Raw genomic sequence first — 25,277 nt, 5'->3', positions numbered from 1 at the left:
ACCAGCCTAAAGATAATTTGATTATGCTTGATAATAAAAACAGAAAACATACGAGTTTTGAACATTTGGGGAGCTATATTTGAAACTGAGGAATCTAATCCTGCGAAAAAAATTAACCTTTCAAACATGAAAAACAGGTTTATCCATATATTAAAAAAGGACCCATAGGTTCTTTTTTGTTTGAACAGAGCGGGTGAATATTCTAAGACTATGATTTTGAAATCTGGGATGAGCGTTATAAGCCCCCGCATTTTACACAGCGTTGTAAATGCTTAAAATCTTATTCTGAAATCATTGTCCATCCAACCTATTAAAATTATAGATATCTTGTTATGCTGTGTTCTTCTTCACTAAAGTCTGTGGTCTTGATCCTCTGTGTCTTATGTTGCTAAATGCGATGCCATATAAAATGATGATAACACCGATCCATTGAGACCAGCCTACAAATTCTCCTAATACAAGAGAAGACATAATAAGGGCCATGGGTAATTCAGATGCAGTCATAATCGTACCCATTCCTGAACCAATATGTGGCATACCTATGGAGTACAAAAGCGGAGGCAGCACTACTCCGAATACCCCGAGGACTAATCCAAAAGGACTCAATCCTGCCAGCACATCGAGGTTAAATAAGAAGGTTGGCGGAAATACCACAAAAACAGTAATAACAGCTCCGGTTGAAAGAAAGGCGCTTTTCAGTATGGGCGAAGTTTCTTTCGCAACAGCACCACTGAGGAAAACAAATAAAGCGAATGTTGAAGCAGCCAATAGCCCCCAAATCGTCCCTTGCCACGAGAGCGAGAGATCACCTTGAGAAAAAATGTTTGCCGCCAAAACCGAGCCGATGAGCAGTATTCCAATCGAGATAAGTTTACCCCGGGTTGGTTTTTTCTTCTGGAGAACCCATTCGTATAGTGTCCCAATCCAAACAAACTGAAATAAAAGGACGATAGCTAGGGAAGCATTTATGGTCTGTAGCGATTGATAATAAAACATACCTGTCAGTCCAAATGGAATTCCGGATAGAAGGAGTTTTGTAACCTGCTTGTACGTAAGGTTTTTATTTTTTACAAAAATTACAAACATCCAGCTCAAAACTGCACCAAAGAAATACTGCGCACCAGTTACCTCTGGTGTTGAAAAACCAGCGCTATATGCCAGTTTAACAAATGTGGAAAGTATCCCGTAACAACATCCTCCCAAGAAAACAATAACTGCATAATGCCACAACTTCATGAACAATCCTCCTTTTTTGAATACAAAAAAGCCACACAAATGCGTAAAGGCATTCGTGTGGCGAAAATAGAGATAACTCTCTAGAAAAATCCACATCCATCGGGTTTTAGTATTTCGTCCATTTCGGTATCAGTATAAAAGCAAAGGTTTATTCTTGTCAATAATCTGATTCGGAGAGAATCAGGATGAAATCGAAATTAGGTCAAAGCGACAGTAACAGTTAAATACAAAGTAATGTGATTAAATAGCAATCAAGCCCAAATTATTTTTTAATTATTTGGGCCAAAATTACTTCATATATGAAATGTAAGAATGTTCATGTGAATTCCTCTCTACAAGTTAAATTCCAGAGAAAAAAACCTTGCATTTTCAAAAAAGAGTGTTTTATTATTTTCCGCAAAGGGAGCTTGTACATTAACTGGATTGTGACTGTTCAATCAGGCAATACCATTTCTGGCCAGAAAAGACGTACCTTCAGCTAACTTTCACAAAATTTGGGGTCTGTGACAAATCGGAAATCGCTAACACAGCCTTACAGGATTGTAACCGTCGCAGGGCAAAACCTGGATCGCTAAACTGCATGGTGATGTTGCCTAAGATCTATGCACGGGGCAGCTATTCAGTTTTTTTGATGCAAAGTCACAGCCAGAGAGGAAGAGCATTCATGAACTATGACCAGTTGGCCAAGGAGATTTTGTCTCGAGTTGGTGGTATTGAAAACGTTACCAGCTTTGTTCATTGTGTAACACAATAGCGCTTTCAATTGAAGGACGAAGGATTGTCCAAAACGGAATGGCTGCGACAGGAATGATTAAAGGATTCAATGAACTGTTTTTGTCTTTCGGTTGGATTACTGAAACATCTGGGACGTATCAATTGTCTTGACCTACTTCATTGGTTTTAAAGATCCCACAGAAACAATGTCAACAAATATGGGTGACAAACAAGAGCCCATTCCCAACATAAGTCAATTGAATGACCAACCATTTGAAATTGTTAGTCCGATGACCGGTATTGTTGTTAGACTCCAAGATATTAAAGACGAGACTTTTGCAGGAGAGCATATGGGTAAAGGGATAGCCTCCGCCCCACGAATGGACGTGTCATATTCCCAGTGAACGGCATTGTACAAACGATTTACCGTACTAAACATGCCATTGGTCTCATTAGTGATGACGGGGTAGAAATACTCATTCATATCGGACAAGATACGGTTCAGTTAAAAGGTCAGCATTTCAATGGATTTGTTAAGGATGGTGATCGTGTTCAGGTCGGTGATGTCATTGTAGGGACCCAAAATGACATGGTTAATGAAAAAGAACATTTAATCAAAGTATATGTATAAAAAATAGGGAGGTACGTGGAAATGTTTAATGAAATCACTAAATTCCCAGATAATTTTCTGTGGGGGTGGTGCTACAGCGGCGGGCATTATTTTTGAAGAAGGCGAGGATAAACAACGAGTTCTGTATCAAGCAGCGCATCATGAACTGGTTGTAAGTGCACTGGCAGTCAAGGCTTGTCATGAAATCATTACTAACGCCATGATGGGATGTATGTTGGCGGCTGGAAATATGTATCCATACAGTAGCAATCCGGAAGATTACTGGGAAGTAATGAAAATGGAGCGTGATTCATACTTCTTGATTGATGTGCAGTCCAAAGGGGAGTATCCCGGTTATCATCGAGAATGGAATTCAGCTATAACTTGAGCATGAAGATTTGGAGATTTTGAAGACATATACTGTGGATTACATCGGTTTCAGCTATTATTCGAGCCGTTGTGCCAGTGCTGATCCTGAAATTCTGAAAAATTTTACGGATAGGAATGTGTTTGGTTCCGTGATCAATCCTTACTTGGAAACCTCCGAGTGGGGATGGACGATTGATCCATAAGGCATGCGTATTACCTGCAACCAGTTGCATGAAAGGTACAACAAACCATTGTTTATCGTTGAGAACGGACTTGGTGCGCGAGATACTCTTATGGACAACGATACCATTGAAGATGATTACCGCATCTCATATTTGGATCTTCACTTTGCAGAGATTGCTGAAGCAATAAAAGATGGGGTTGCTATTATAGGGTACACAAGTTGGGGGCCGATTGATCTTGTGAGTAACGGTACCGGCGAAATGAAAAAGCGATATGGTTACATCTATATGGACAAAAACAATAACGGTTCTGGCACGCTTAGAAGAATTAGAAAGAAAAGTTTTCATTGGTACAAAGACCTCATTGCGAGTAATGGAGCAAAGTACTTTCAGAAATAATCACTTTATCTGTAATGGACCACATAATCTTAAGTTTTTGAAACTGCTGCAAATTGAAAGGGCATCAGACACTGATGCTCTTTTCTTTGGTTAGGGTGAAAAATATTGTTTATTGAATTTGTTTGTATATATCACCAATTTAGTGGCTTTGGTGTAGTACAGCCGTTGGGCGAGGATTTGATAAATATTGTGGACTACGGTGCAGTTGGAGAAGCTTACACCGGAGTTAATTAAGATTAACGGATCTTATTTCTTTCGTGAGCAGTTTGAATTTAGAGTGGACGCGAAAAAGGAGACTTAATCAAATGTGTATTTTTCATGTCAGACAAAGCTCCCCTTACTTTGACAGTCATTAAGCTGTATGTTTATTAATGAGTATTAAAAGAAGGAGAGGACAAAAAAATGAGAATGAAATTAGGAAGGAAAGCTACTTTATGTTTTTCCACAATCGCTCTCTTGTTTTCAGTTATTGCTCCGTTGTCAGCTTCTGCAGATGCAGCAACTGTAACGCTTGACACTTACAAAAATTTTATAAATCAAGAAATAGTCTTATCACAATCAGTAATATTTAAAGATGACACGGCATATACAGATGTATCAGTTACAGTGAAAAGAGTGAAATTTTCAATTAATGGTTTGGAAAATCCTTTTAATGCTAATTATTATAATCGTTTGGTCTGGACAAGTGATGAAAATACACCGAGTATAGAAAATACGTTATCAGTAAAAATTGCACCAAAAACAGGGAGTCTTTACGGTTCCAGTAGCTATGAGAACCTTTCTCTGATAAAACAAAAGATCAACTCTGATTCAAAAGTATATGGATGGATTCAATTAGAATCAAAAGAGTGGGTTAAAGCAGGATCAGCTATAATTAAATATTAAAAAATCCTTAACGTATGAAGTAAGCGAATATTCCAAATAAATTTAAAAGCTCTGCTAACCTTAATTGGTCGGTAGAGCTTTTAACTGTTCACGCCTCTTATAATGTATCCAGGTATTCTTTCTGGAATTTGATAAAATCTTCCACACCATCATGATAGGTGAATCTACCGCCATTTTTATCAATAATCCAGTTGATCTTCTCGTCATTTAACAAGACTCCATACATGCAGTGATGAAGCAGTTCAATTTGTTTTTCATCCCTGATTCGGATCAAGTGTTTTTCTTGTTCGTCAATGAGGTACCATTTCGTTTCTGTTTCATCTACATCCGCATCCACATACAGTATTGATACCGACAAGGGAAATGGCCAGTCAAACCAATGTTCTCGCTTGTCTTCTCTATAACCTTCAAATGCCATGGTTATTTCCTCCTACTTGGAAAATTTCCTGATTAGTTAAATGTATCTAACGTGCTGCGATTGTACGCTTTATTGAAAACTGTTTTTTGGGAACTCGCAGCTATCCTCAGCCTTTGGTATCTTGGCACCAATGCGGTGAATGACCTGCCGTTTGAGGTTGGCACGAACTGCGATGCGTCTGTTTAGGCTGGGTTAATGGGGGGGAGGTCCGAACTTTATTGTAAATCCCTCATTTGCTCAATTTGTAAAGGTAATGCTGGTTCAAGGGAGAATTTTCGGCAGCAGCTCCTTTTGACAATGGACGACGTAGGCTTTTAGGAATACACACATTAAATTTACTGCTGTTCTTGTCTTATCCTATTGGCTCAGGAATATCGCCCCCATATTCTTTCCATGGCTTTACGTGCGCCATCGTAAACTTCTGCAAAAGTTTAGTGTAACTTTGGCAACCGTCTATTCCGCTATTGTTGCATAATAGTTGTGTCCGCTTTCGTCGTTCATTGTTCTGATCTGTATAGTATACGGAAACGCTGGGTAACAAAGAAGATGAACGCTTTGTTACCAGATATCGAACGCTACTCCAATACTCTACAATAATTCTGCTGAGCGAAGACGGGTGCCCAACATGATGGAACTGGAGATAAAGACAGGTAGCAGTGTAGTGGACATAAAGGCGCGCGGTTGCTGGCTTTGGGAAGAAGGGGACAACAAAGCGATATGCGCTCTATATTGTAATCATAGAGGGCTGGGATGGTGACCAAAAGATCATTACATTTTTCTCGTCTAGAAATAGGCATTATACGGTATTAAACCTCCAATGATCTGGAGTTTATTTTTTGTACTCAGAATATAATTTGTGCATAACACATCAGGAGGCTACATACATGTCAAAAAGACTCGAAGGTAATGGATTATGGGTAAGCAGCCGCATCCTCATACCGGAACATAAGGAAGCGTATCTAAAGCTCATGAAAGACCGACAAAATACGGCCTTTTTATCGTTGGGGATAAGATCAAGGTAACAAGCCAAGCTACTTGGAACTGGACAGAACGTTTAATATCGTAAGGCGAGCAGCCTGGCCTTACATAAATTCTTTTGGAATATCACCAAATCGTTGCATAATCCGAAAGAATGGGATACCCTACTGGCATGCGCTGATGGGGTGTTTTTTGTTTTGGAATATAGTAGATTTCATTAATTGAATCTGGAGGAGAGAAAATTATATACTCGAAGCCATAACTCAATGCAATTAAATTGAATTAAGGCAGATATAAAGAAGGACTCTATCAGCTAAATGCTGTAGGAGTCCTTCTTGTTGTTCTTTAGTTGTGGCAATAGTAAAAGTTCTTATCAGTGGCACCTTGCTGGATACGCTGGTAAGGTGTTTTTTTATTTTCCTAGAAGTCCATCCCATAAACAAGACCTCGCATAGCCTGTGGAGTAAACAAGGGAGGCGTTACGTGTGAGAGGAATAGAAAGAGGTTCCGAAGAAACGGCCGGGAAGATTTGGACATCGATAGCTGCTGTCTTGGCACTCTTCATTTTGTTGGTAATCACCTTGAAATTAATTCTTTTATAAAGATTATTAGGCTCTACCGGTTTATCTGGGTGTGAGCCTTTGTTTTGTTTACCTGCATGCCCTATCACTGAACGTATTTATACATATATTAAGATGAACGACAAATAAAGGAGGTTTAAGACATGGGTGCATATGAAGGTACAGGTGGCGGCGGTGTATGGACTTCTACAGCGGCAATTTTAGTGCTCTTTATTCTCTTAGTTATCATCACTAAATCACTGTGGGTTTAATTCGTGAAAAGAATTGTTGGATAATACCACTTCACTCATGGATGGGAAATAGTTGAACTCAATGAGCGCATAAGCTATTTGGCAATAGCCACAGTATTCGCTTCTCTTTTGGCGAATACTTGGTGGATTTCCTGCCATAATAGATTTGCGCTTATTGTATTTTGTAAGATGGGGAAAGTTTCATTGAATGGGTACAATCCTTCCTAATACCTAAATTTAATCTCAGATAGGGCCTTATTAGTTTGCAACAATAACTGGTATGAGTCTTTTATTTGCGATAATACGCACGATACTTTGCACATCTTTCAGTATAGTATTAAGAAGATTCAATATACTTTTCCAGCGGTCATTTCTTAGCTTTTGTTTATATGGCAAATTTACATAACATTTTTCTCATTAGTGAGTTTATTATTAAAATTGATTCTTGAGATAGGGTTACAATTACGGCGATACAATTTTAGTAGGATTATTCATCCAAAACAAAAAGACTCTATCCAAATATCGACAGAGTCTTTTGTATGAATATTTGTTTTTAGGATGGAAAAAGTGTTTCGGAATCTGCGGAGCCGCCGTCACCAAGCCAACGGTCAGGACCTGCAAATGAGAAAGTTTTCCCGTTTCCAGATATTTTGACATTAGCGATTTTCCAACCTGGTTTATACCCAGATCCATCAGTTCTAATAGTAATTTTTCTGATGTCACCTAGGTTACTAGTGCTGATTCTTGTTGTATCGGAATCTCCTTGTTCAAAGCTACCATTGAGTGTAGCGGTAGCATAATCTCCATTAGAACCATACAGAGTTATAGAGATGTTCGAGTCTGTTCCAGCATCTTTGAGATTGGCCGTATTTACAGTAACGACATATTCAACATTAGCAAAAGGCGTAACAGACTCTATACTTCTATTTGAGTCTTGTAATGAACTATAAGTGTCACTTGTGACCTGATCTGCAAAAGAAGGTGCAGCAAAAGCTACAGATGAGATAAGCATTGCTACTGATGCTAGTAAAGATACTTTTTTCATTAAATTGTTACCACCTTTCTAGTATTTGTATTTAATGTTATACATGTGTAATGTATTTGTACATAGTTCATTGGTTGTGAAGAGAAATTTTTTTCTTGTCTTTGTTTGTTGTATTTTATCTTTATGTGTCGGATATTAGCTTTCTAATAATCATGTAAGGAGATGATTATTTAGAGAAGGATTTTTAGCGCTTATCCAGAATGAATTGTCGAGGTGACCAACATGAATCATACATATGAAGAGTTGATCGAATATCGAATTGTTTTCAGCTGCATTAAGTCAGATAAGAGCATCTGTAGTCCATCCGTTGAGTAGGATATGATGGAGCTTGTGGAATACGGTGGTGGGCAAGTGGGGCCTTATAAAATTTAAAAATAAAAAATTGAGCAACAATGCAGCAACGTACAAACCCTGGACGGATTTACAGCCAGAATACTTAAGTGAAAAAAGCTGAAACAAGTTTGAGGGCTATAGGTGTGGTCAGTTGTACACAAAGTATTTGAGTCAAGAATGCTGCTGCTTTGACTGGGTACTATTTCGCTTCTGTTTTAACCAGTGGAAGCATAGTTGAATATGTCGATGGTATTTAAAAGGAAGGCAACTGAATTTAGCAGTTCTATGGAATTTAGGAGTTGGTGTATCGTTTAACACAAAAAAAGCAGGAAGAATCCTTCCCGCTTTTGCTTGAAAACGATTATTAGCGTCTGCGTTGTCTATCATTTACGCTAAACAGATTAACAGCCAGTGCGTTACCTCTTGCACGCGCAATGGCTCTTTGAGTGGAACGGATGTTTGATCTTCTTCTTCTCAAATCACGTCTGCAATGTCTTCTGCTCATATTATCACCTCCCTTCAAAGAAATGAAGGTACGGTTAAATCTTAGTGGCGTTTATGCTTACGCTTGGCAATTTTGATATTCAAGGCATTGGTTGCTAGTGCATTTCCGCTTCCTGTTTTAGCAGCTGCGGCTTGAAAGACTTTAACGACCAGATATCTGTTTTTCCCGATGCGATGCTTATACGTTTTAACTCTATTTCTGATCATCTGCATATCTCCTTTGCTTAGTTCTGCTATATACATATGTCAATTGTGATAGTAATGTATCAGCATAAATCTATTAAAAGCAAAAAGAAGCTAGTACCTATATTCCTAATGGTTAATAAAAAAACTCATGCGAACCTGTCTCCGCCTTTTCAACTTTACGTTGTAGGAGAATGTTACAGGTCGGCATGAGTCTAATAGTGTAGATAAAGATAATAGGCAGTTAGTATGAAAATTATTTACTATTAAGAGTGTTAAGTTTTTTCTCGTAGTACACCTCTTGAGCAAGAATATGATTCAGTTGTTCAGAGAGCTGTTTATATTCTTGGCTGTCTTCTGGATAATTATTTCTTTCGAAATTCACAGCTTCGAGTTGCTTTTCTAAATACCTGAAATGGATAAGTATTTGTATGTACTGAATACGGTCGTAGGTTGTTATGTGTGAGTTCTCTTTTGCATACAAATGATCCATTGTTGGAACTACACAGCTTATGGCGATAAATATCACAACAAACGCTGAAATTATAATTTTTTTCATTTAATTCCTCCTACAGAGCTATGAGTAATTAATATACCATATTTATCTAAATCAAAGAAAGATCTATTAGTTTTACCCATGACAGTATAGCTGTACAAGATCAGTGGGAAATTATTTGAGATGGGGAGGCTGATTTTATAGTCGAAAAAATAGGAATAGGTTGCTGAAATGAAAAAATAGTTGTGAGATACATAATAGCAATACAAAACCGGCTTGCCCTAGGCAGCCGGTTTTGTATTAGTGGAAAGAATAACGGGGAAGAAAGAACGAGAAATCAGTGGAAGTCCCGGAAGAGTCCTACAACCTTGCCCAAAATGCTGACGTGTGTCAGGCGAAGCGGTTCAAAGGCTGGATTTTCAGGTTGAAGCCGGATATGATCCTTTTCTTTGTAGAAGGTTTTAACTGTAGCTTCGTCTTCATCTGTCATAGCTACAACAATATCACCATTATCAGCGGTCTGCTGCTGACGTACGATTACATAGTCTCCGTTAGCAATACCAGCTTCAATCATGCTTTCGCCTACAACAGATAACATGAATATTTTATCCTCACCAACAAAGTGTTGGGGAAGAGGAAAGTAATCTTCAATATTTTCTGTCGCCGTAATAGGAAGACCAGCGGTTACTTTGCCGACGACGGGGACACGACTAATGGAGTAATTAATCAAGTTGCTGTTATCCGATTCGTCTTGACCGAGTAACTCAATAGCCCGTGGTTTTGTAGGATCGCGGCGAATGAGTCCTTTTTTCTCTAAACGATCCAAATGACCATGAACCGTAGAACTGGAGGCTAAGCCTACAGCCTCGCCTATTTCGCGTACAGAAGGGGGGTATCCCTTTAGACGCACTTCATTGCGGATAAATTCAAGAATGGCCTGCTGGCGGCTCGAAATCTTAGACATACCGTATCAACCCCATTTAGTAACGTTTGGGAAAATTATAGCATAGAACCTCCGTTCGTACAAACATAAGTTCTAAATAATCCCTGAAAATAATTGCGAACTTTTGTTCTCTTTTCTATTGAACAAAACAAATGTTCGTGTTATATTGTGAAAACATAAGAACAAACGTTTGGAGGACACAGCCAATGATGAAATATAGCACTTATCAAAGTATTTTTCCGATGAATTTAGAAAATTTACAGGAGACTCGAAAAGAGGGTAGGGCACGTTTTATGCAGATTATTACCAATACTCTTTTACTTAAGCTTCTTATTATAGTGATTGTTGCTTGGATTGCAGGGGCAGGTGTACTTACAGTTTTCGCGGCACCTTCAGCTTCCAAGGAAGAAGTGACTAAACTGACCGTACAACCTGGGGATACGTTGTGGGAGATTGCCGCAAATCATAAACCGGAACGAATGGATACACGGGTATATATAGAAGGAATTGTGCGGATTAACGGTTTGGAGGATCGGGGAGTGCAGGCAGGTCAGGTACTCAAGCTTCCTAACTTCTGATCTATAGACTATTAGAGCTTGTCAGGGAGCGTAATACGGGAGCCTTGACAAGCTCTTTTCTACATGTCAAAGTGTATTATATCTTTGCTTTTATGGAGGGGACACAATTTGGATATAGACAGCTTGGTACAGCGCATTAATGAATTAGCGCGCAAAGCAAAATCCGAGGGTTTGACGGAAGAGGAAGCCACAGAGCGCGCCAATCTTCGGGAAATTTATTTAGGTAACATTCGCCGTAATTTTCGGCAGCAGCTTGAGACGATTGAATTTGTGGACGATGATACATCGAAAGGAAATGACGGGCTGAAGCATTAATGTTGTTAAAGTGCCCAAGCCTGCAATTTGCCTTTTGTTTTAGGTACCTTTTATGGTATCTATATAGATCAGCTTTGAGGCAATTGTTTTAATGTAATATATCTGGGAAGGAATTGAGAGATGGCCCGATCATTTGAAAGAAAAGTACGCAAAAACACAGCGCATTTAAATAAATCGCGCAAAAAGCAAGGCATTCAAACCATTAGCGGCGCAGGTTCTACAATGGATATTTTCCGTGGCCGTAACATTACTGTGCCAATTATGCTGGCTGGTCTTTCTGTATTGTACATGCTTATGAGTTACTTTTTGACTAAGACCGGTATGCGAGGGATGGATTGGCTTGTATTCGGCCTGTACTTGATGCTGGCTGTTATCTTTTTCATCCGTCGTCCTTATTTGAAAGTGGGAAAGGATACTCTCTATATGCTGAAAGGTGGTAGAGAACGTCCAATGACGGCAGGGGACATGAAAGCCATCAAGATTGAAAAGGGTTACGTAACCGTTGAAAGAAAAGGTAAGGGTGGTAATTTTATTTTCACAAAATCATTAGGTCGCTATGACACGGATGCCATTGCAGAGCGACTTGAGAAGTTTGCGCTATCCAATCAGATACAGGTAGACAAGAAATAACTGATTTAGCCTGTAGCTCTGTAACAAAGGCCGTATGATGTTATTTCATATAACATGCTGCGGCCGCTTGCTTAATATGGGCACACATAACGATTCAAATGCTTAATCAAGCAAATAGGCGTACATATACTGTGGAAAGAGAGTGGATAATTCAGATGACGATTCAGGCGGTAATGTTTGATCTTGATGATACCCTTTTGTGGGATGAACGTAGTGTAGAAGAGGCATTTGATGCAGCGTGTCAAACAGGCTCCCGTGAAGCAGGCGTTGATCCAAAAACTCTGGAGGAAGCCGTACGTAAGGAAGCACGCGCTTTGTATGAATCCTATGAAACCTTTAGTTTTACTCAAATGATCGGCATTAATCCGTTTGAAGGATTGTGGGCGAATTTTACAGCAGGTGAGCAACCTGAATTCCGCCAATTGGAACAGTTGGCCCCTGTTTATCGAAAGGAATCATGGCGCAGAGGACTCCAGCAACTAGGGATAGATAATGAGAAGTTGGCGGAAAAGCTGGCTACCCAATTTGCTTCGGAAAGACGCGCGCGTCCACATGTATATGAAGAAACGTTCGAGATTCTAGAACAATTGAAGGGACATTACAAGCTGTTATTGCTGACAAATGGCTCCCCTGATCTACAACAGGAGAAACTGGATGGAGTTCCTCAATTAGCTCCTTTCTTTGATCATGTTGTCATTTCAGGTTCATTTGGTCGAGGCAAGCCTGATCCGTCTATATTCCAGCATGCTTTGGGGCTTCTTGGTATTGAGCCTGAACATGCTTTAATGGTAGGAGATAAACTGACGACTGATATTCAAGGAGCGTTGGCAGCAGGTGTACACTCGGTCTGGGTGAACCGAAACACTAAAACCAATACCACAGAGATCAAGCCGAAGTTCCAAATCAAGCATCTGTCTGAATTGGACGGAATTATTCAATCGTTAAAGTAAGAAATCAATAGTCTTTAGAAACGAGTATTAAGAAAACTCCCTTCGCTATTGTTACAGAGCAGAGGGAGTTTTTTTATTCACACAAGGATAAATTCGTAATTATGCTTTAATGAAGGTTGGATCTTCATACGGTTCGGCAATCCAGCCATTTTCTTCGATGAACAAGCGGATTGCGACGATCTTTTGATTCTCCATTAAAGTGAAGAAGTGAGGTATATTTTCAGGTACGGAGATAACGTCCCCCGGTGAAAGCTCTACGTTAAAATAGCCTATCTCTTCTGGGCCTTTAATGATGAAGATGCCTTTACCAGCGACAATGGCACGGATTTCATCCTCGGTGTGGGTGTGAATTTGCTCAAACTTGGCCAGCAGCTCGTTCAAATTCGGCGTTGCTTCAGATAAAGTGATAACGTCCCATATTTTATATCCGCGACGTGCGGCTAAATCCTTGATTTCGGGTTCAAATGTTTTGAGAACAGCGCCCTTTTGATCATCTGTTAAGGTAAAGTTTTCTTGCAGCTCCCCAGACAATTTGGAAGCATCCCAATGTTCATACAATATCTCGTGACTCTCCAGAAATTCACGTACTTGTTCTTCACCGCTAATTCGTTCATTCGTATTACGTATTAAGATTTCGGCCATATATCTATCCCCTCTTTTCCACTTGGATTAATGCTGTATAAAGAATACCATGTCTTGAAACGTTGTACAATACAGGATTTCAACCTTTTATAATGCAAATGACTATAGCTAAAGGATGCAGGGTTAAGTGCGTTCTTTAATGCTACAAACTATAAAAATGGATTAGAGAAGTCGTTTTTACAAAGAACAACCTGTATAAAACGTATGTTTTTACTTCAATCTATCTAAATGATACGGTTTCTGCTAAACTAGGATTTAACGTTTTGCGGGGGTGAAGAAATTTGGATAAAGTTAGCTTGCAGGATGCATTACAACGAAGAATACTCCTTCTTGATGGGGCCATGGGCACCATGATTCAACAGGAAGACCTTTCCCCCGATGATTTTGGTGGGGAAGAGCTGGAGGGCTGTAATGAAATGCTGGTCTTAACGAGACCGGATGTCATTCAAGGGATTCATGAAGCATACTTGAAGGCCGGAGCAGACCTAATTGAAACGAATACATTTGGAGCAACATCCGTCGTTTTGGCGGATTACGATATACCCGAACGTGCCCGTGAAATTAATCTGGTGGCGGCCAAACTGGCGCGTAACGCGGTGGATAAATACAGCACTGCGGACAAGCCTCGTTTTGTAGTAGGAGCTATGGGCCCAACCACGAAAACCTTGTCTGTCACAGGTGGTGTTACATTTGCAGAGCTGATTGACAGCTATCAAGAGCAGGCCTTGGCGCTTATTGAAGGCGGGGTCGATGTACTGCTATTGGAGACCTCACAGGATACGCTTAACGTCAAAGCTGGAAGCATCGGAATTCGGCAAGCTTTTGAGCAGACAGGTATCGAGCTTCCGCTAATGATTTCAGGCACTATTGAGCCTATGGGAACGACGTTGGCCGGACAAAATATCGAATCCTTTTGCATATCACTGGAACACTTGCACCCAATTTCGATTGGATTGAATTGTGCTACAGGTCCAGAGTTTATGCGTGATCATATTCGCTCTCTGTCTGAAATGTCCTCTGCAGCTATTAGCTGTTATCCAAATGCGGGCTTGCCCGATGAAAATGGCCAATACCATGAATCGCCTGATTCTTTAGCACGTAAAATGGCTGCTTTTGCTGAAAAAGGCTGGTTGAATATTGCTGGGGGTTGTTGTGGTACCACGCCTGAGCATATTCGAGTTATGAGTGAAAGTATGGCGCAGTTTGAGCCGCGTCCGCTGGTAGGTCATCATCCTCCTGCCGTATCGGGCATTGAGCCTGTATATATTGAACAGGACAATCGTCCGTATATGGTTGGTGAGCGAACGAATGTTCTGGGCTCCCGCAAATTCAAGCGTTTGATCGTGGAAGGCAAGTATGAAGAGGCATCTGAAATTGCCCGTGCTCAGGTAAAAAGCGGAGCGCATGTCATTGATATTTGTGTGCAGGACCCGGATCGCGATGAAATGACGGATATGGAAGCATTTTTGAAACTGGTTGTAAACAAGGTAAAGGTACCTTTAGTGATTGATACCACGGATATTAAAGTCATTGATACAGCACTTCAATATTCGCAAGGCAAGGCAATAATTAACTCCATTAATTTGGAGGATGGTGAAGAGAAATTTGAGAAAATGGCTCCTCTTATTCATAAGTACGGCGCCGCTGTTGTTGTTGGAACAATTGATGAACGCGGACAGGCTATTTCACGTGAGGATAAGCTTGAGGTAGCTAAACGTTCTTATGATCTGTTGGTGAACCGTTACGGTTTGGCAGCGGAGGATCTAATTTTTGATACGCTCGTATTCCCAGTAGGAACAGGTGATGAGCAATATATCGGTTCAGCTAAGGAAACCATTGAGGGCATTCGCATTATTAAAGAAGCGCTTCCCGGGGTGCATACCATCCTGGGCATCAGTAACGTATCTTTTGGTTTGCCGGAAGCGGGTCGTGAAGTGCTCAATTCCGTCTATTTATATGAATGCACCAAAGCAGGTCTGGACTATGCGATTGTAAACACTGAGAAGCTTGAACGTTATGCATCCATTCCAGAGCATGAGCGGAAACTTGCGGAAGACTTGATCTATAAAACAAATGACGATACTTTATCCGCTTTTGTAGCAGCTTTCCGTAACAAGAAAGTGGAGAAAAAAGAAAAGATATCAAACCTTTCGCTCGAAGAACGACTGGCTTCCTATGTAGTCGAGGGAAGTAAGGAGGGACTCATTCCGGATCTGGAGCAAGCGCTCGTGAAATATTCTTCGCTGGAGATTATTAACGGCCCGCTGATGAAGGGGATGGAGGAAGTAGGACGACTGTTTAACAATAACGAACTGATTGTTGCGGAGGTGCTGCAAAGCGCTGAAGTGATGAAGGCGTCCGTAGCCTATTTAGAGCCGTTCATGGAGAAGAATGAATCCTCAGTAAAAGGTAAGATTTTGTTGGCTACAGTCAAAGGTGATGTGCATGACATTGGTAAGAATCTGGTGGAGATTATTCTATCCAACAATGGTTACCATATCGTGAATCTGGGTATAAAAGTACCACCAGAACGCATTATTGAGGCTTACCGTGAAGAAAAGGCCGATATGATTGGCTTATCCGGACTGCTTGTTAAATCGGCACAACAAATGGTGCTGACCGCACAGGATTTGAAAAATGCGAATATTGATATTCCAATAATGGTTGGTGGAGCTGCTTTAACACGTAAGTTCACTAAAAATCGTATCCGTCCTGAGTATGATGGTTTGGTTGCCTATGCAAAGGATGCTATGGATGGGCTGGATATAGCCAACAAGCTTATGAATCCTGAGTCCCGCAAAAAAATGGCTGAGGACATGGAGGCTGAGCGGGAGGCTGAAGCGGCAATAGTCGTGGAAGCCAAGCCGCTCCCTAAGCTCACTCGAGCTGTGCGCTCTAACATTGCTCAGGATCTGCCCGTCTATATTCCACCAGATACGGATCGTCATGTACTGCGTAATTATCCACTGAATTATATTTTGCCTTATGTGAATATGCAGATGCTAATGGGGCATCATCTTGGTTTAAAAGGCAATGTTGAGCAGCTGCTGGCTTCGGAAGATCCGAAAGCGATTCAGTTGAAGGAAACCGTGGACAGCATCATGTTTGAAGCTGTGACGGACGGAATCATCCAGGCACATGCTATGTATCGTTTCTTTCCAGCGCAGTCTCAAGGAAATCAAATTCTGATCTATGATCCGTCGGATGTGAGCAAGGTACTGCACACATTTACATTCCCGCGCCAGCAGGTAGAGCCTTATCTATGTCTGGCTGATTTCTTGAAATCAGTGGAATCCGGGGTTATGGACTATGTAGGTTTCATGGTCGTTACAGCTGGTCATGGGATTCAGCAGATATCTACCCGGTGGAAAGATAAAGGGGATTATCTGCGCTCGCATGCACTTCAAGCGGTAGCACTCGAAGTAGCAGAAGGGTTAGCGGAACGGCTTCACCATATTATCAGGGATAGCTGGGGGTTCCCAGACCCTGCCGATATGACAATGAAACAGCGACACGGTGCCAGATATCAAGGCATACGGGTATCCTTTGGCTATCCGGCATGTCCAGATCTGGAGGATCAGGGGCCGTTGTTCCAGTTGTTAAAACCTGAGGATATTGGCGTTGAGCTGACGGAAGGGTTTATGATGGAACCGGAGGCTTCTGTATCAGCCATGGTGTTCAGCCACCCTCAGGCGCAGTATTTTAACGTCGAAAAGGTTTAACACCTTTATCAGATAGGATAGCAAATACCCTCCGAGCTTCGGAGGTTTTTTGCTGGTCAGCAGGAAGAAGGTTAATGTTATGGAATTTTATTTTCTCGGTACAAATGCAGGGGTGCCTACGATTCAGCGAAATGTAACGTCCATCGCTCTTCGTTTGCTGGAAGAACGAAGAAGCATGTGGCTGTTCGACTGTGGCGAAGGCACTCAACAAGAGGTATTGCGTTCGCCGCTCAAACTAAGCAGACTTGAAAAAATATTTATCACCCATTTGCATGGGGATCATCTTTTCGGTCTGCCGGGACTGCTGTCGAGCAGGGCGTATCAGGGGGGAACGACACCACTGACGGTATATGGACCGCCTGGAATCCAGCAATATATCGAGCTATCTTTAGGGATCAGCCAATCGCGTATCAATTACCAACTACATATTGTGGAGCATACGGGCGGGGTTCTGTTTGATGACGGTCAATTCCGGGTGGAGTCAGCTTTACTGGATCATCGGATCGACAGCTATGGCTACCGAGTTGTAGAGATGGATAAGCCCGGTAAGCTTAACCAAGAGCTGTTGGAGCGATATGGTATTAAGCCCGGCCCGGTGTACGGTAAGTTAAAGCGTGGGGAAAGCGTGGAGGTAGAAGGTGGAGTTATTTTGCATCCTCAGGATGTACTGGGTTCGCCGAAAAAAGGGCGTATCATCACGATTTTAGGGGATACGAGACCTTGTCCGAATACGGTAGTGCTGGCTCAAGATGCAACTGTCGTCGTTCATGAAGCCACTTTTCTGCATGAACTGTCAGATACAGCATACGAGTATCATCATAGTACGGCGCTTCAAGCAGCGGAAGCTGCAAAAGCAGCAGGTGCGGGTCAGCTAATCATGACGCATTTTAGTTCTAGGTATAAAGATCAGGAGCAGCTTCAGCCATTGCTGGAGGAAGCGCGAAGCATATTTCCCAATTCATTGCTTGCGGAGCAGCATGTGTTGTTATCGGTACCTGATATCGGTTAATAAACGATTGGAGAAGATATGTTCATGGGTGCCGGGGCTTGCCCCGGTGCCTTTGTTTTTCACCCAAATTATTTTCCGGGAAAGCGCAGGATGCGACAAGAGATGAGAACCCGTACACGGTGGTGGGGGATGAATTTGTTCTACCACATATAGAGGCGTGTCATATTCGAGTTTCTATATATCGAATTTAAAGGATTCTATTTCTTGAGTATGACCAGGAAATACAGGAGATTTCCTTTGAGGAAATAGCTCCTTCGATGGATTTCGACGAAGAAGTGAACTTATGTCATGTGAAAGCGACGGCTTTTAGCGAGGAATGGCGCCATTTTGGAGGGTTTACCAGCAATTCATGGACTTCATAAGCATTTTTGACTTAAGATAGATGAGATGAATGGAGACGGCCGATTATTTAATGACCTGAATAATTAAGGTGGTTAAATAAGAAGGAGAACATCGTTCATGGGATGAATTATAATTTTCAATGCTATGATGTGAATGGATTTGAAGTGGGGGAGGGGATTGCGATAAAATCGTTACTAATTGATCTGGATGGAACACTTTATCATGGAAATCGGATGATCAAGGGTGCGGATCTGTTCATATCCCGATTGCGTACAGACCAGATACCTTATGCTTATGTTACAAACAATGCTTCACGCACACCCGAATCGGTGGCTGAGCATTTGGTTGGTATGGGAATTGAAGCGGCCAGCCATGAAGTATATACTTCGGCGTTAGCAGCTGCACAATATGTTGCACAGCAAAGTCCTGGAGCTCGTGTATATTGTATTGGTGAAACAGGATTACGCGATGCACTCACAGGAGCCGGTTTGCAGCTTGTTGAGAACCATCCTGATTATGTGGTGCAGGGGATAGATCGTCAATTTACATATGATGCGCTGGCCGCTGCCATGCGTTGGATTCGGGAAGGAGCAACTTTTATTTTGACAAACCCGGATCTCCAATTGCCTTCACATGATGGGCTAACGCCAGGTGCAGGTACGATTGGAGCTGCAATTGAAGCGGCTTCACAGGTAAAGCCTATTGTCATCGGCAAGCCTTCAAGCGTATTGATGAACTATGCGCTGAACCGCTTAAACATTAGGGCGGATGAAGCACTGGTTGTGGGCGATAATATGCTTACAGATATTGCGGCAGGTGCAGCAGCAGGTTGTAAAACAGCTCTGATCCTGTCGGGCGTGACGACCCGCGCTAATATGGATGAACATGTGCGTACCGTTGGAGTGAAACCTGACCTGATGTTTGAAAATCTCGCTGAACTGCAGGACTGGATGAAAGAAGAGCTGAAATAATAGAAAGTATATGTCTTACAAAACTTGCGAGAATTAAAAGCTATGTAGCTACGAAAGGAAAGATGTTGATATGCCGGAACTTCCTGAAATGGAAAACTATAGAATCTTATTATCAAAACAAATTTTGGACATTCCGATTACTGGAGTGACGGTTAGCCGTGAAAAGTCCATTAATACTGAAGTGGAAACGTTTGAGAAGCAATTGCTGGGAACGACCGTTGTATATTTAGAGCGTCGAGGCAAGCATTTGATTTTTCATTTAAACACGGGCGGGCGGCTCGTACTTCATCTGATGTTGGGAGGACTGTTATATCTGGGAACGGAGGAGCAGCGTCCAGATCGTACAGTTCAGATCGAATTAGATTTTAGTGGATTAAAGCTTTATTTTATCGGACTGCGCTTAGGTTATCTGCACTTGCTGACGGCTAAAGAAACAGAGGAGGCTTTGTCAGACCTGGGACCTGATCCGTTAGACCGCCGCATGACATTGGAAAAGTTTACAGCACGGCTGAAGGGACGCCGGGGGATTTTGAAAACAACGCTGGTGAATCAGCAGATTTTTTCGGGTATTGGCAATTGTTATTCGGACGAAATTGCTTATATCGCCGGATTTACACCGGGTTCCAAAGTACAAAACATTGTGCAGTCGCCAGAAAAAGTGGAAAAGCTATATCATGCCACTCAATCCGTACTACGTGAAGCTACTGCGGAAGGCGGGTACATGGAAATGCCTCTAATGGAGGGGGACACGCTAACAGGTGGATTTGATCATCAGTGTCGAGTATATGACCGCGAAGGAGAAGAATCTCCAAGTGGCGGAAAAATTGTAAGGGTTGAACTGGCGGGGAAAAAAGCATTTTATTGCCCGGTACAGCAGCATGATGCCTAAATTGCTCATCGGCTCCCATGTGAGTACGCGTGGTGGCTTTTCCAAAGCCGCTATGCGTGCGCGAGAGCAGGGGGGACGTTCATTTCAATATTTCCCGAAAAATCCTCGTAGTCTTAGGCTGAAGGAATGGAGTGCTACTGATGCTGCTGCTTGCAACGCTTACTGTTTAGAGCACCAGCTTCAATCCATTGCTCATTCGCCATATCCCGTTAATCCGGCTAATGGGTCCGAGCGTGGCCAGGAACTTTATGAGCTGACGATTGCTTCATTACGCAATGATCTGGATATTGCTGAAGCCTGTGGGTCAAAAGGGATCGTCGTTCATTTTGGGCATATGCATTCGTCAGACCCACTAGAGGGCTATCGTAACATTATTAACTGTTTTAATGATGTGCTGGAAGGCTGGCAAGGAAAAGCTAAAATATTGATTGAAAATCAGGCGGGGGATCACGGGCCCATGGGAACCACGCTTGAGGAAATGGTGCAAATCCGTCAGTTGTGCCAGAATCCTGACAGTATCGGCTTTTGCTTGGACACTTGTCATGCGTATGCAGCGGGATTATGGAACGGTGGAATGGACGAGGCTTTGATCGAAAAAGGGAATCGTCTCGGCTATTGGTCAGCTCTGTGCGGAGTTCATTTGAACGATTCTCAATACCCATATGGCTCTAAAAAAGACAGACATGCCCGTGTGGGACAAGGCTACATTGGTACTCAAGGAATGCGTTGGATGACAGATCAGGATGCTGTAAGAGGTATTCCTATCGTTTTGGAGAGTGGGACGGGACCTGATGGGACACATCAGGAGGATATTCAAATGATTCTAAGCTGGGAGTAAATCGGTCTGATTGGTAATAACTATCTTTGAGGCTTGTGAGCTTGCATTTATGGGAAAAAGGAGGAGAAGTTGATGTATTTGTTTATGGACGATTATCGGCCTTGTCCTCCGGGCTTTAAGCTGGCAAGAGATGCGGATGAGTGCCTGCTGCTACTTCATGAAAACCCTATTTCAATACTATCGCTAGATTATGATTTGGGTCCAGGTCAGCCTACGGGAAAGGATGTGGCTGCTGCTATCGCAGGGAAACGGTTATATCCACGTGAAATTTACTTGCATTCTTCCAGTCCAGAGGGGCGGCGAGCCATGTACGAGCTACTCTATGCGAATAAGCCAGAGGGAGTCACCGTGCATAACGGGCCCATACCAGAGGAACGTATGCGAGAGATCAGAAAAGGGTCTGAACGATGAAAGAGATCGGACAAAAAGAGGTGCGCCGTGCCATATGGGAGGGATGCAAGCTGGCTTTGTTTGTGTACACTCCCATGTGTGGAACATGCGCGGCTGCCCGTAAAATGCTGGAGGTAGCAGAGTATTTGCTCCCTGAAGAAGCAGTGGTGCAGAGCAACATTAACTATATTCCTGAACTGGTACAGGAGTACCGGATATCCAGTGTTCCCGCGCTTCTTATATATAATGGTGAAAACAAAAATCCTGAAATCATCTACAAAATGGAATCTGTAGAACACTTGCTGAGCAAAATAAGGAGCGTGATGGAATGATATCCATGAAGAGCATTACATTGCAGCGGGAAGAAAGACGGATTTTGGACGATGTAAGCCTGGACATACGAGAAGGTGAACATTGGGCTATTCTGGGTCGCAATGGTTCCGGTAAAACAACATTGCTGGAAATGATGACAGGGTATATGTTTCCAAGTCGTGGTACGGTTGAAGTGCTTGGGCAACTGTATGGTCAATGTGATGTGCGGGAAGTTCGCAAACAAATCGGATATATCAGCCAGACTTTGTTGGAAAAGCTGGCGCTAAAAGATCCCGTTTGGGAAGTGGTCGCTACAGGTGCGTATGCTTTTTTGCGCTTTTATCAGGAAATTCCGACAGAGGCAAAAGAAAAGGCCATATCTTTGCTGAAGGGTATGAATTTAGGGGACTTGATTCATCACCCGCTGGGGACGTTATCTCAAGGAGAACGTAAAAAGGTGATGCTGGCCCGCTCACTGATGGCAGAACCTCGTCTGCTAATTATGGACGAGCCTTGTGCCGGGTTGGATCTATTTGAGCGGGAAAAAATGCTGGTCGAGATTGATCGGCTCCGCAAGCGGGAGTTATCAGTGGTCTATGTGACTCATCACATTGAGGAGATTGTCCCCCTCTTTACGCATGTTGCATTGATTCGTGATGGTAAGGTCGCAGCAGCTGGCCCGAAAAAGGAAGTTTTAACGAAAGAATTGATTATGCACACATATGAAGTTCCGGTTGAGCTGGATTGGGATGGAGAACGCCCCTGGATTCGGGTGTGCACTGGAGGGTAATGTTATTTTGGAGGAACTATATATCAGTACAGATGAACAAAGTGAATCTACTTTGTCATCATCAAGATTTGTTTGTACAGCCAATCACGGTTTTGCACCCTATGCTCAAGAGGAGCTTAGAAGAATATTTGGCTCTGTTAAAAGCACGATGCTTTTACCTGGTGAAATTTTTCTGGCTACATTACCTGCGGAAGAAATTGAGGCAGTGAGGACAATTACAGGTCAGCCGCCGATGTTTTTACGTCACTTATTTCCTGTTCATTTTCAGGAAGAAGGAACGGACCTGGTTCAGGTACAGGAGCGTCTGGTTGCATTCATCCGTAACCGCAAGGAACTGATTGATCAACGTGTTTCTTTACAAGTGCGCAAAGGATCTAATAGCAGTTGGATTGAAAGCGCAGGTGCGCTCAAGCAGGCTTTGAGTGAACAATTAAGTGATCTACCTATGGAGCAGACAGTACAAGGCGCCGATGTTATTGTGTCCGTTTTTGCAGATACAGATACGTGGTATGCAGGTGTATCGCGTCCTGAGGACAATCTATCGGATTGGAGCGGAGGCGCGGTTCGTTTTCAAAAAGAAGATGGACAAATTTCTCGTGCCAAATTCAAGCTATTGGAAGCAGAAGCAACGTTCGGCATAGATTTTGCCGCTTTCCATCAGGGACTGGATATTGGGGCAGCACCGGGTGGATGGACTTCCTTCTTACTGGAACGGGGACTGAAAGTTACAGCGGTTGATCCGGCAAAGATGGAGCCATCACTGATGAAGTACGCCAATCTGACTTTTTTGCGTAAAAATGCAAGTGAAGTCAAATTTAAAGAGAATTCGTTCGATCTGCTGGTTTGTGATATGAGCTGGAGTCCTAAGCAAATGGCAAGGCTCGTTACTGATTTACTATATAGTTTGCGAAGTGGTGGTACTGCTATCGTTACGGTCAAGCTAATGCATAAAAAGCCCTTGGCGCTCATTCATGATGTAATTGCTTCATTTGAAGAGTCCGGCATGCAGATTCAGCGAGCTAAGCAGCTATTCCATAACCGAGATGAGATCACCCTGTACATGATCAAGTATGGAAAATAATACTTTACAATGGATACAGGTGTGCTATATAATAAATCCAAATTGTTCCTTAAAAAATAATAATCACGTTTAAATCAAGGGAAAGCATCCCGCGAAAACGGTTTTCATGACGACATGGAAATTTGATTTTGCGGCAGCTTTCCCTTTTTTGCGTTGTCTGCTTGAGAAAGGAGGTAGGAGAATAATGAAGCAACCATCACAGTTGGAATTCGGATCAATTATCGGTGAGCGGTACCGTATTGTTCGCACATTGGGTTCGGGAGGAATGAGCCGTGTGTTCATGGCAGAGGATTTAAAACTGCCAGGCAAGCAATGGGCGGTGAAGGAGTCGGTTGCCGGGCCACAAGTGATGAAGCTTGTACGCACGGAGGCAGAGATGCTGATTTCCCTAAGCCATCCACGTTTACCGAGAATTGTTGATTTTTTTGAGCATCCTCCATCTGGTGCGGTATATCTGGTCATGGATTACATCGAAGGAATTACGCTGGAAGCATACATGAAGGGCTACCAAGGCTATATTCCACAGGAGCAAATCGTCCCATTCGCTTTGCAGCTACTGGATGTGTTGGACTATTTGCATACCCGTCAACCGCCAGTCATTTACCGGGATCTGAAACCAACGAATATTATGCTGACACCGGAAATGGAATTTATACTGATTGATTTTGGAATAGCGAGGAGCTATAAGGCTGAACTGGATCAAGATACGGTAAAGCTGGGCACAGTGGGCTTCGCTGCTCCGGAGCAATATGGAGCTGGTCAGACGGATGCTCGTTCAGACTTATACAGTTTGGGAGCGCTGCTATTGTATCTTTGTACAGGAGGCAAATATAGCGAGTGGACTGCGGGAGTAGAAGGGTATATTCGCGGAGAATTGCCCCGCCATTTGATCCCAGTGATTCGAAAACTGCTGCGTCAGCATCCTGAGGAACGATTTCAATCTGCCGGGGAGGTCATTGGAGAACTGCGGCGCAGTGCTGATTTTCAGCCTGCTCAACAAGGAATTTCCGTTAATGATGCCTCAATGGATTATGCAGGTACAAGGGTAGTGGCTGTACTGGGTGTATCTGCCGGCTCCGGTGCTACGCATACAGCAATTGCGGTAAGCCACTATCTGGCTCGAAGGTCCCGCTCCGTAGCTTTGGTTGAGCTGCACAGCACAGCCAAAGCATTTGCCCGACTTCAAGAAGTCGTAGAAGGCACATCTGTTGGACAATCGAGTTCAAGTCGGCGTTTTGAAGTCGATGGAGTACATTACTGGCGACAAACATCTCGTGCGGATGTCATTTCTTTGTTGGGTGGTTCCTATAGATTTATCGTACTGGACCTGGGGAGTGGGCAGGACAATGAACGACTGGAAGAATTCTTGAGAGCCGATTATCCGCTCGTCGTTGGCTCAGGGGCCGAATGGAGAGTTCAGGATATAGCAGGGTTAGCCCGATCTCTTCAGCGCCATCCACAGCACAAATGGAATTACTGCTTGCCATTGGCAACCTCGGAGGCGGCCCGCAGGCTTCGTAAGGAGCTGGATCACGATAAAGTATTTGCTCTACCGTTCCACTCAGACCCCTTCGAACCGGATGATGAGATGGATCAGGTGTTGGACGAGCTGTTTCGCGGAGTCATTCCAGATACCCGGAGAAGACGCTTCGTATTCCTTAAGCGACGGCGCTAGATAGAAGGTATATATCAAAAGAGGCAGGGGAGAAGTT

At 42.7% G+C, this 25,277-nt stretch carries 24 protein-coding genes and 4 pseudogenes; 20 read left to right on the top strand and 8 right to left on the bottom strand.

Annotated features, from left to right (window positions below):
• Positions 1–330: 330 nt before the first annotated feature.
• Positions 331–1,236, bottom strand: a complete 906-nt coding sequence (locus tag JOE49_RS19710) for an EamA family transporter (RefSeq protein ID WP_209942551.1) — start codon at positions 1,234–1,236, stop codon at positions 331–333.
• 664 nt (positions 1,237–1,900) lie between these two features.
• Here JOE49_RS19710 and JOE49_RS26970 point away from each other — a divergent pair.
• From JOE49_RS26970 to JOE49_RS19690, 4 genes and pseudogenes are all read left to right on the top strand, one after another.
• Positions 1,901–2,115 (top strand): annotated as a pseudogene (locus JOE49_RS26970) (PTS transporter subunit EIIB); the annotation flags it as partial.
• Between the two features lie 41 nt (positions 2,116–2,156).
• Positions 2,157–2,581, top strand: a pseudogene (locus tag JOE49_RS26965) (PTS sugar transporter subunit IIA).
• Between the two features lie 79 nt (positions 2,582–2,660).
• Positions 2,661–3,510 (top strand): annotated as a pseudogene (locus JOE49_RS19695) (family 1 glycosylhydrolase); the annotation flags it as partial.
• Positions 3,511–3,912: 402 nt separating this feature from the next.
• Positions 3,913–4,395, top strand: coding sequence for a hypothetical protein (locus JOE49_RS19690; protein ID WP_209942549.1), 483 nt, complete (start codon positions 3,913–3,915; stop codon positions 4,393–4,395).
• A gap of 97 nt (positions 4,396–4,492) precedes the next feature.
• Here the strand turns inward: JOE49_RS19690 and JOE49_RS19685 are convergent, their stop codons facing one another.
• Complete coding sequence (locus JOE49_RS19685) at positions 4,493–4,813, bottom strand: hypothetical protein (protein ID WP_025724113.1); 321 nt, start codon at positions 4,811–4,813, stop codon at positions 4,493–4,495.
• Between the two features lie 884 nt (positions 4,814–5,697).
• Here JOE49_RS19685 and JOE49_RS19680 point away from each other — a divergent pair.
• Positions 5,698–5,796, top strand: a pseudogene (locus JOE49_RS19680) (YolD-like family protein); the annotation flags it as partial.
• 719 nt (positions 5,797–6,515) lie between these two features.
• Positions 6,516–6,623: a YjcZ family sporulation protein gene (locus tag JOE49_RS19675; protein WP_209942547.1), complete on the top strand. Its 108-nt coding sequence runs from the start codon at positions 6,516–6,518 to the stop codon at positions 6,621–6,623.
• A 532-nt stretch (positions 6,624–7,155) separates the two neighbouring features.
• On the opposite strand, the gene JOE49_RS19670 is transcribed toward JOE49_RS19675, so the two are convergent.
• The 5 genes from JOE49_RS19670 to lexA all read right to left on the bottom strand — a co-directional run bounded on the left by JOE49_RS19670 (position 7,156) and on the right by lexA (position 10,127).
• Positions 7,156–7,647, bottom strand: a complete 492-nt coding sequence (locus tag JOE49_RS19670; RefSeq protein ID WP_013310548.1) for a PLAT/LH2 domain-containing protein — start codon at positions 7,645–7,647, stop codon at positions 7,156–7,158.
• Between the two features lie 697 nt (positions 7,648–8,344).
• A complete protein-coding gene (locus tag JOE49_RS19665) occupies positions 8,345–8,485 on the bottom strand; it encodes a hypothetical protein (RefSeq protein WP_202404308.1) in 141 nt (46 codons plus the stop codon).
• 41 nt (positions 8,486–8,526) lie between these two features.
• The gene (locus tag JOE49_RS19660) at positions 8,527–8,691 is read right to left on the bottom strand and encodes a hypothetical protein (RefSeq protein ID WP_177235818.1); all 165 of its coding nucleotides are present in this window, start codon (positions 8,689–8,691) and stop codon (positions 8,527–8,529) included.
• Positions 8,692–8,923: 232 nt separating this feature from the next.
• Entirely contained in the window at positions 8,924–9,226 is a 303-nt protein-coding gene (locus tag JOE49_RS19655; RefSeq protein ID WP_209942545.1) for a hypothetical protein, read from the bottom strand.
• 274 nt (positions 9,227–9,500) lie between these two features.
• On the bottom strand, positions 9,501–10,127 hold the full coding sequence (gene lexA, locus JOE49_RS19650) for a transcriptional repressor LexA (protein ID WP_013310545.1): 627 nt from the start codon (positions 10,125–10,127) through the stop codon (positions 9,501–9,503).
• A 188-nt stretch (positions 10,128–10,315) separates the two neighbouring features.
• Between lexA and JOE49_RS19645 the strand changes: the two genes are divergently transcribed.
• The 4 genes from JOE49_RS19645 (at position 10,316) to JOE49_RS19630 (ending at position 12,579) form a co-directional block, all read left to right on the top strand.
• Positions 10,316–10,684 (top strand): LysM peptidoglycan-binding domain-containing protein, encoded by a 369-nt coding sequence (locus JOE49_RS19645; RefSeq protein WP_034095187.1) that lies wholly within the window; start codon positions 10,316–10,318, stop codon positions 10,682–10,684.
• A 108-nt stretch (positions 10,685–10,792) separates the two neighbouring features.
• Complete coding sequence (locus JOE49_RS19640; RefSeq protein WP_013310543.1) at positions 10,793–10,999, top strand: DUF896 domain-containing protein; 207 nt, start codon at positions 10,793–10,795, stop codon at positions 10,997–10,999.
• A gap of 120 nt (positions 11,000–11,119) precedes the next feature.
• The gene (locus JOE49_RS19635; RefSeq protein ID WP_023989003.1) at positions 11,120–11,629 is read left to right on the top strand and encodes a hypothetical protein; all 510 of its coding nucleotides are present in this window, start codon (positions 11,120–11,122) and stop codon (positions 11,627–11,629) included.
• 155 nt (positions 11,630–11,784) lie between these two features.
• Positions 11,785–12,579 (top strand): HAD family hydrolase, encoded by a 795-nt coding sequence (locus JOE49_RS19630; protein WP_023989002.1) that lies wholly within the window; start codon positions 11,785–11,787, stop codon positions 12,577–12,579.
• A gap of 99 nt (positions 12,580–12,678) precedes the next feature.
• On the opposite strand, the gene JOE49_RS19625 is transcribed toward JOE49_RS19630, so the two are convergent.
• Positions 12,679–13,221 (bottom strand): 1,2-dihydroxy-3-keto-5-methylthiopentene dioxygenase, encoded by a 543-nt coding sequence (locus tag JOE49_RS19625; RefSeq protein WP_209942543.1) that lies wholly within the window; start codon positions 13,219–13,221, stop codon positions 12,679–12,681.
• Between the two features lie 281 nt (positions 13,222–13,502).
• On the opposite strand from JOE49_RS19625, the gene metH reads away from it, so the two are divergent.
• The 10 genes from metH (at position 13,503) to JOE49_RS19575 (ending at position 25,240) form a co-directional block, all read left to right on the top strand.
• Positions 13,503–16,943: a methionine synthase gene (gene metH, locus JOE49_RS19620; protein ID WP_209942541.1), complete on the top strand. Its 3,441-nt coding sequence runs from the start codon at positions 13,503–13,505 to the stop codon at positions 16,941–16,943.
• A 79-nt stretch (positions 16,944–17,022) separates the two neighbouring features.
• Entirely contained in the window at positions 17,023–17,952 is a 930-nt protein-coding gene (gene rnz, locus JOE49_RS19615; RefSeq protein WP_028541729.1) for a ribonuclease Z, read from the top strand.
• 464 nt (positions 17,953–18,416) lie between these two features.
• Positions 18,417–19,265, top strand: a complete 849-nt coding sequence (locus JOE49_RS19610; protein ID WP_081384262.1) for a TIGR01457 family HAD-type hydrolase — start codon at positions 18,417–18,419, stop codon at positions 19,263–19,265.
• A 70-nt stretch (positions 19,266–19,335) separates the two neighbouring features.
• Positions 19,336–20,154 carry an Fpg/Nei family DNA glycosylase gene (locus tag JOE49_RS19605; protein ID WP_028541727.1) on the top strand — a complete coding sequence of 273 codons (819 nt, stop codon included), beginning with the start codon at positions 19,336–19,338 and terminating at the stop codon, positions 20,152–20,154.
• Positions 20,144–20,992 (top strand): deoxyribonuclease IV, encoded by an 849-nt coding sequence (locus tag JOE49_RS19600; RefSeq protein WP_028541726.1) that lies wholly within the window; start codon positions 20,144–20,146, stop codon positions 20,990–20,992. Before JOE49_RS19605 ends, JOE49_RS19600 begins: the two co-directional genes overlap by 11 nt.
• Positions 20,993–21,064: 72 nt before the next feature.
• On the top strand, positions 21,065–21,403 hold the full coding sequence (locus JOE49_RS19595) for a cyclic-phosphate processing receiver domain-containing protein (RefSeq protein WP_209942539.1): 339 nt from the start codon (positions 21,065–21,067) through the stop codon (positions 21,401–21,403).
• Positions 21,400–21,714, top strand: coding sequence for a thioredoxin family protein (locus JOE49_RS19590; RefSeq protein WP_023988994.1), 315 nt, complete (start codon positions 21,400–21,402; stop codon positions 21,712–21,714). Before JOE49_RS19595 ends, JOE49_RS19590 begins: the two co-directional genes overlap by 4 nt.
• Positions 21,711–22,484, top strand: coding sequence for an ABC transporter ATP-binding protein (locus tag JOE49_RS19585; RefSeq protein ID WP_209942537.1), 774 nt, complete (start codon positions 21,711–21,713; stop codon positions 22,482–22,484). Before JOE49_RS19590 ends, JOE49_RS19585 begins: the two co-directional genes overlap by 4 nt.
• Before the next feature lie 22 nt (positions 22,485–22,506).
• Positions 22,507–23,565 (top strand): 23S rRNA (cytidine(2498)-2'-O)-methyltransferase RlmM, encoded by a 1,059-nt coding sequence (locus JOE49_RS19580; protein WP_075155058.1) that lies wholly within the window; start codon positions 22,507–22,509, stop codon positions 23,563–23,565.
• Between the two features lie 181 nt (positions 23,566–23,746).
• A complete protein-coding gene (locus tag JOE49_RS19575) occupies positions 23,747–25,240 on the top strand; it encodes a serine/threonine-protein kinase (RefSeq protein ID WP_081326442.1) in 1,494 nt (497 codons plus the stop codon).
• The last annotated feature ends 37 nt before the right edge of the window (positions 25,241–25,277 follow it).

Source organism: Paenibacillus sp. PvR133, from assembly GCF_017833155.1.
GTDB classification, from domain to species: Bacteria; Bacillota; Bacilli; order Paenibacillales; family Paenibacillaceae; genus Paenibacillus; species Paenibacillus polymyxa_B.
Note: the sequence above shows the minus strand (reverse complement) of the source record. Positions and strands in the feature narration are given on the sequence as shown.

Bases quoted from the DNA above. Each gene is read 5' to 3' on its own strand.
- JOE49_RS19710 (WP_209942551.1), bottom strand. From the start codon at position 1,236: ATGAAGTTGTGGCATTATGCAGTTATTGTTTTCTTGGGAGGATGTTGT.
- JOE49_RS19690 (WP_209942549.1), top strand. From the start codon at position 3,913: ATGAGAATGAAATTAGGAAGGAAAGCTACTTTATGTTTTTCCACAATC.
- JOE49_RS19685 (WP_025724113.1), bottom strand. From the start codon at position 4,813: ATGGCATTTGAAGGTTATAGAGAAGACAAGCGAGAACATTGGTTTGAC.
- JOE49_RS19675 (WP_209942547.1), top strand. From the start codon at position 6,516: ATGGGTGCATATGAAGGTACAGGTGGCGGCGGTGTATGGACTTCTACA.
- JOE49_RS19670 (WP_013310548.1), bottom strand. From the start codon at position 7,647: ATGAAAAAAGTATCTTTACTAGCATCAGTAGCAATGCTTATCTCATCT.
- JOE49_RS19665 (WP_202404308.1), bottom strand. From the start codon at position 8,485: ATGAGCAGAAGACATTGCAGACGTGATTTGAGAAGAAGAAGATCAAAC.
- JOE49_RS19660 (WP_177235818.1), bottom strand. From the start codon at position 8,691: ATGATCAGAAATAGAGTTAAAACGTATAAGCATCGCATCGGGAAAAAC.
- JOE49_RS19655 (WP_209942545.1), bottom strand. From the start codon at position 9,226: ATGAAAAAAATTATAATTTCAGCGTTTGTTGTGATATTTATCGCCATA.
- lexA (WP_013310545.1), bottom strand. From the start codon at position 10,127: ATGTCTAAGATTTCGAGCCGCCAGCAGGCCATTCTTGAATTTATCCGC.
- JOE49_RS19645 (WP_034095187.1), top strand. From the start codon at position 10,316: ATGAAATATAGCACTTATCAAAGTATTTTTCCGATGAATTTAGAAAAT.
- JOE49_RS19635 (WP_023989003.1), top strand. From the start codon at position 11,120: ATGGCCCGATCATTTGAAAGAAAAGTACGCAAAAACACAGCGCATTTA.
- JOE49_RS19630 (WP_023989002.1), top strand. From the start codon at position 11,785: ATGACGATTCAGGCGGTAATGTTTGATCTTGATGATACCCTTTTGTGG.
- JOE49_RS19625 (WP_209942543.1), bottom strand. From the start codon at position 13,221: ATGGCCGAAATCTTAATACGTAATACGAATGAACGAATTAGCGGTGAA.
- rnz (WP_028541729.1), top strand. From the start codon at position 17,023: ATGGAATTTTATTTTCTCGGTACAAATGCAGGGGTGCCTACGATTCAG.
- JOE49_RS19610 (WP_081384262.1), top strand. From the start codon at position 18,417: ATGAATTATAATTTTCAATGCTATGATGTGAATGGATTTGAAGTGGGG.
- JOE49_RS19605 (WP_028541727.1), top strand. From the start codon at position 19,336: ATGCCGGAACTTCCTGAAATGGAAAACTATAGAATCTTATTATCAAAA.
- JOE49_RS19600 (WP_028541726.1), top strand. From the start codon at position 20,144: ATGATGCCTAAATTGCTCATCGGCTCCCATGTGAGTACGCGTGGTGGC.
- JOE49_RS19595 (WP_209942539.1), top strand. From the start codon at position 21,065: ATGTATTTGTTTATGGACGATTATCGGCCTTGTCCTCCGGGCTTTAAG.
- JOE49_RS19590 (WP_023988994.1), top strand. From the start codon at position 21,400: ATGAAAGAGATCGGACAAAAAGAGGTGCGCCGTGCCATATGGGAGGGA.
- JOE49_RS19585 (WP_209942537.1), top strand. From the start codon at position 21,711: ATGATATCCATGAAGAGCATTACATTGCAGCGGGAAGAAAGACGGATT.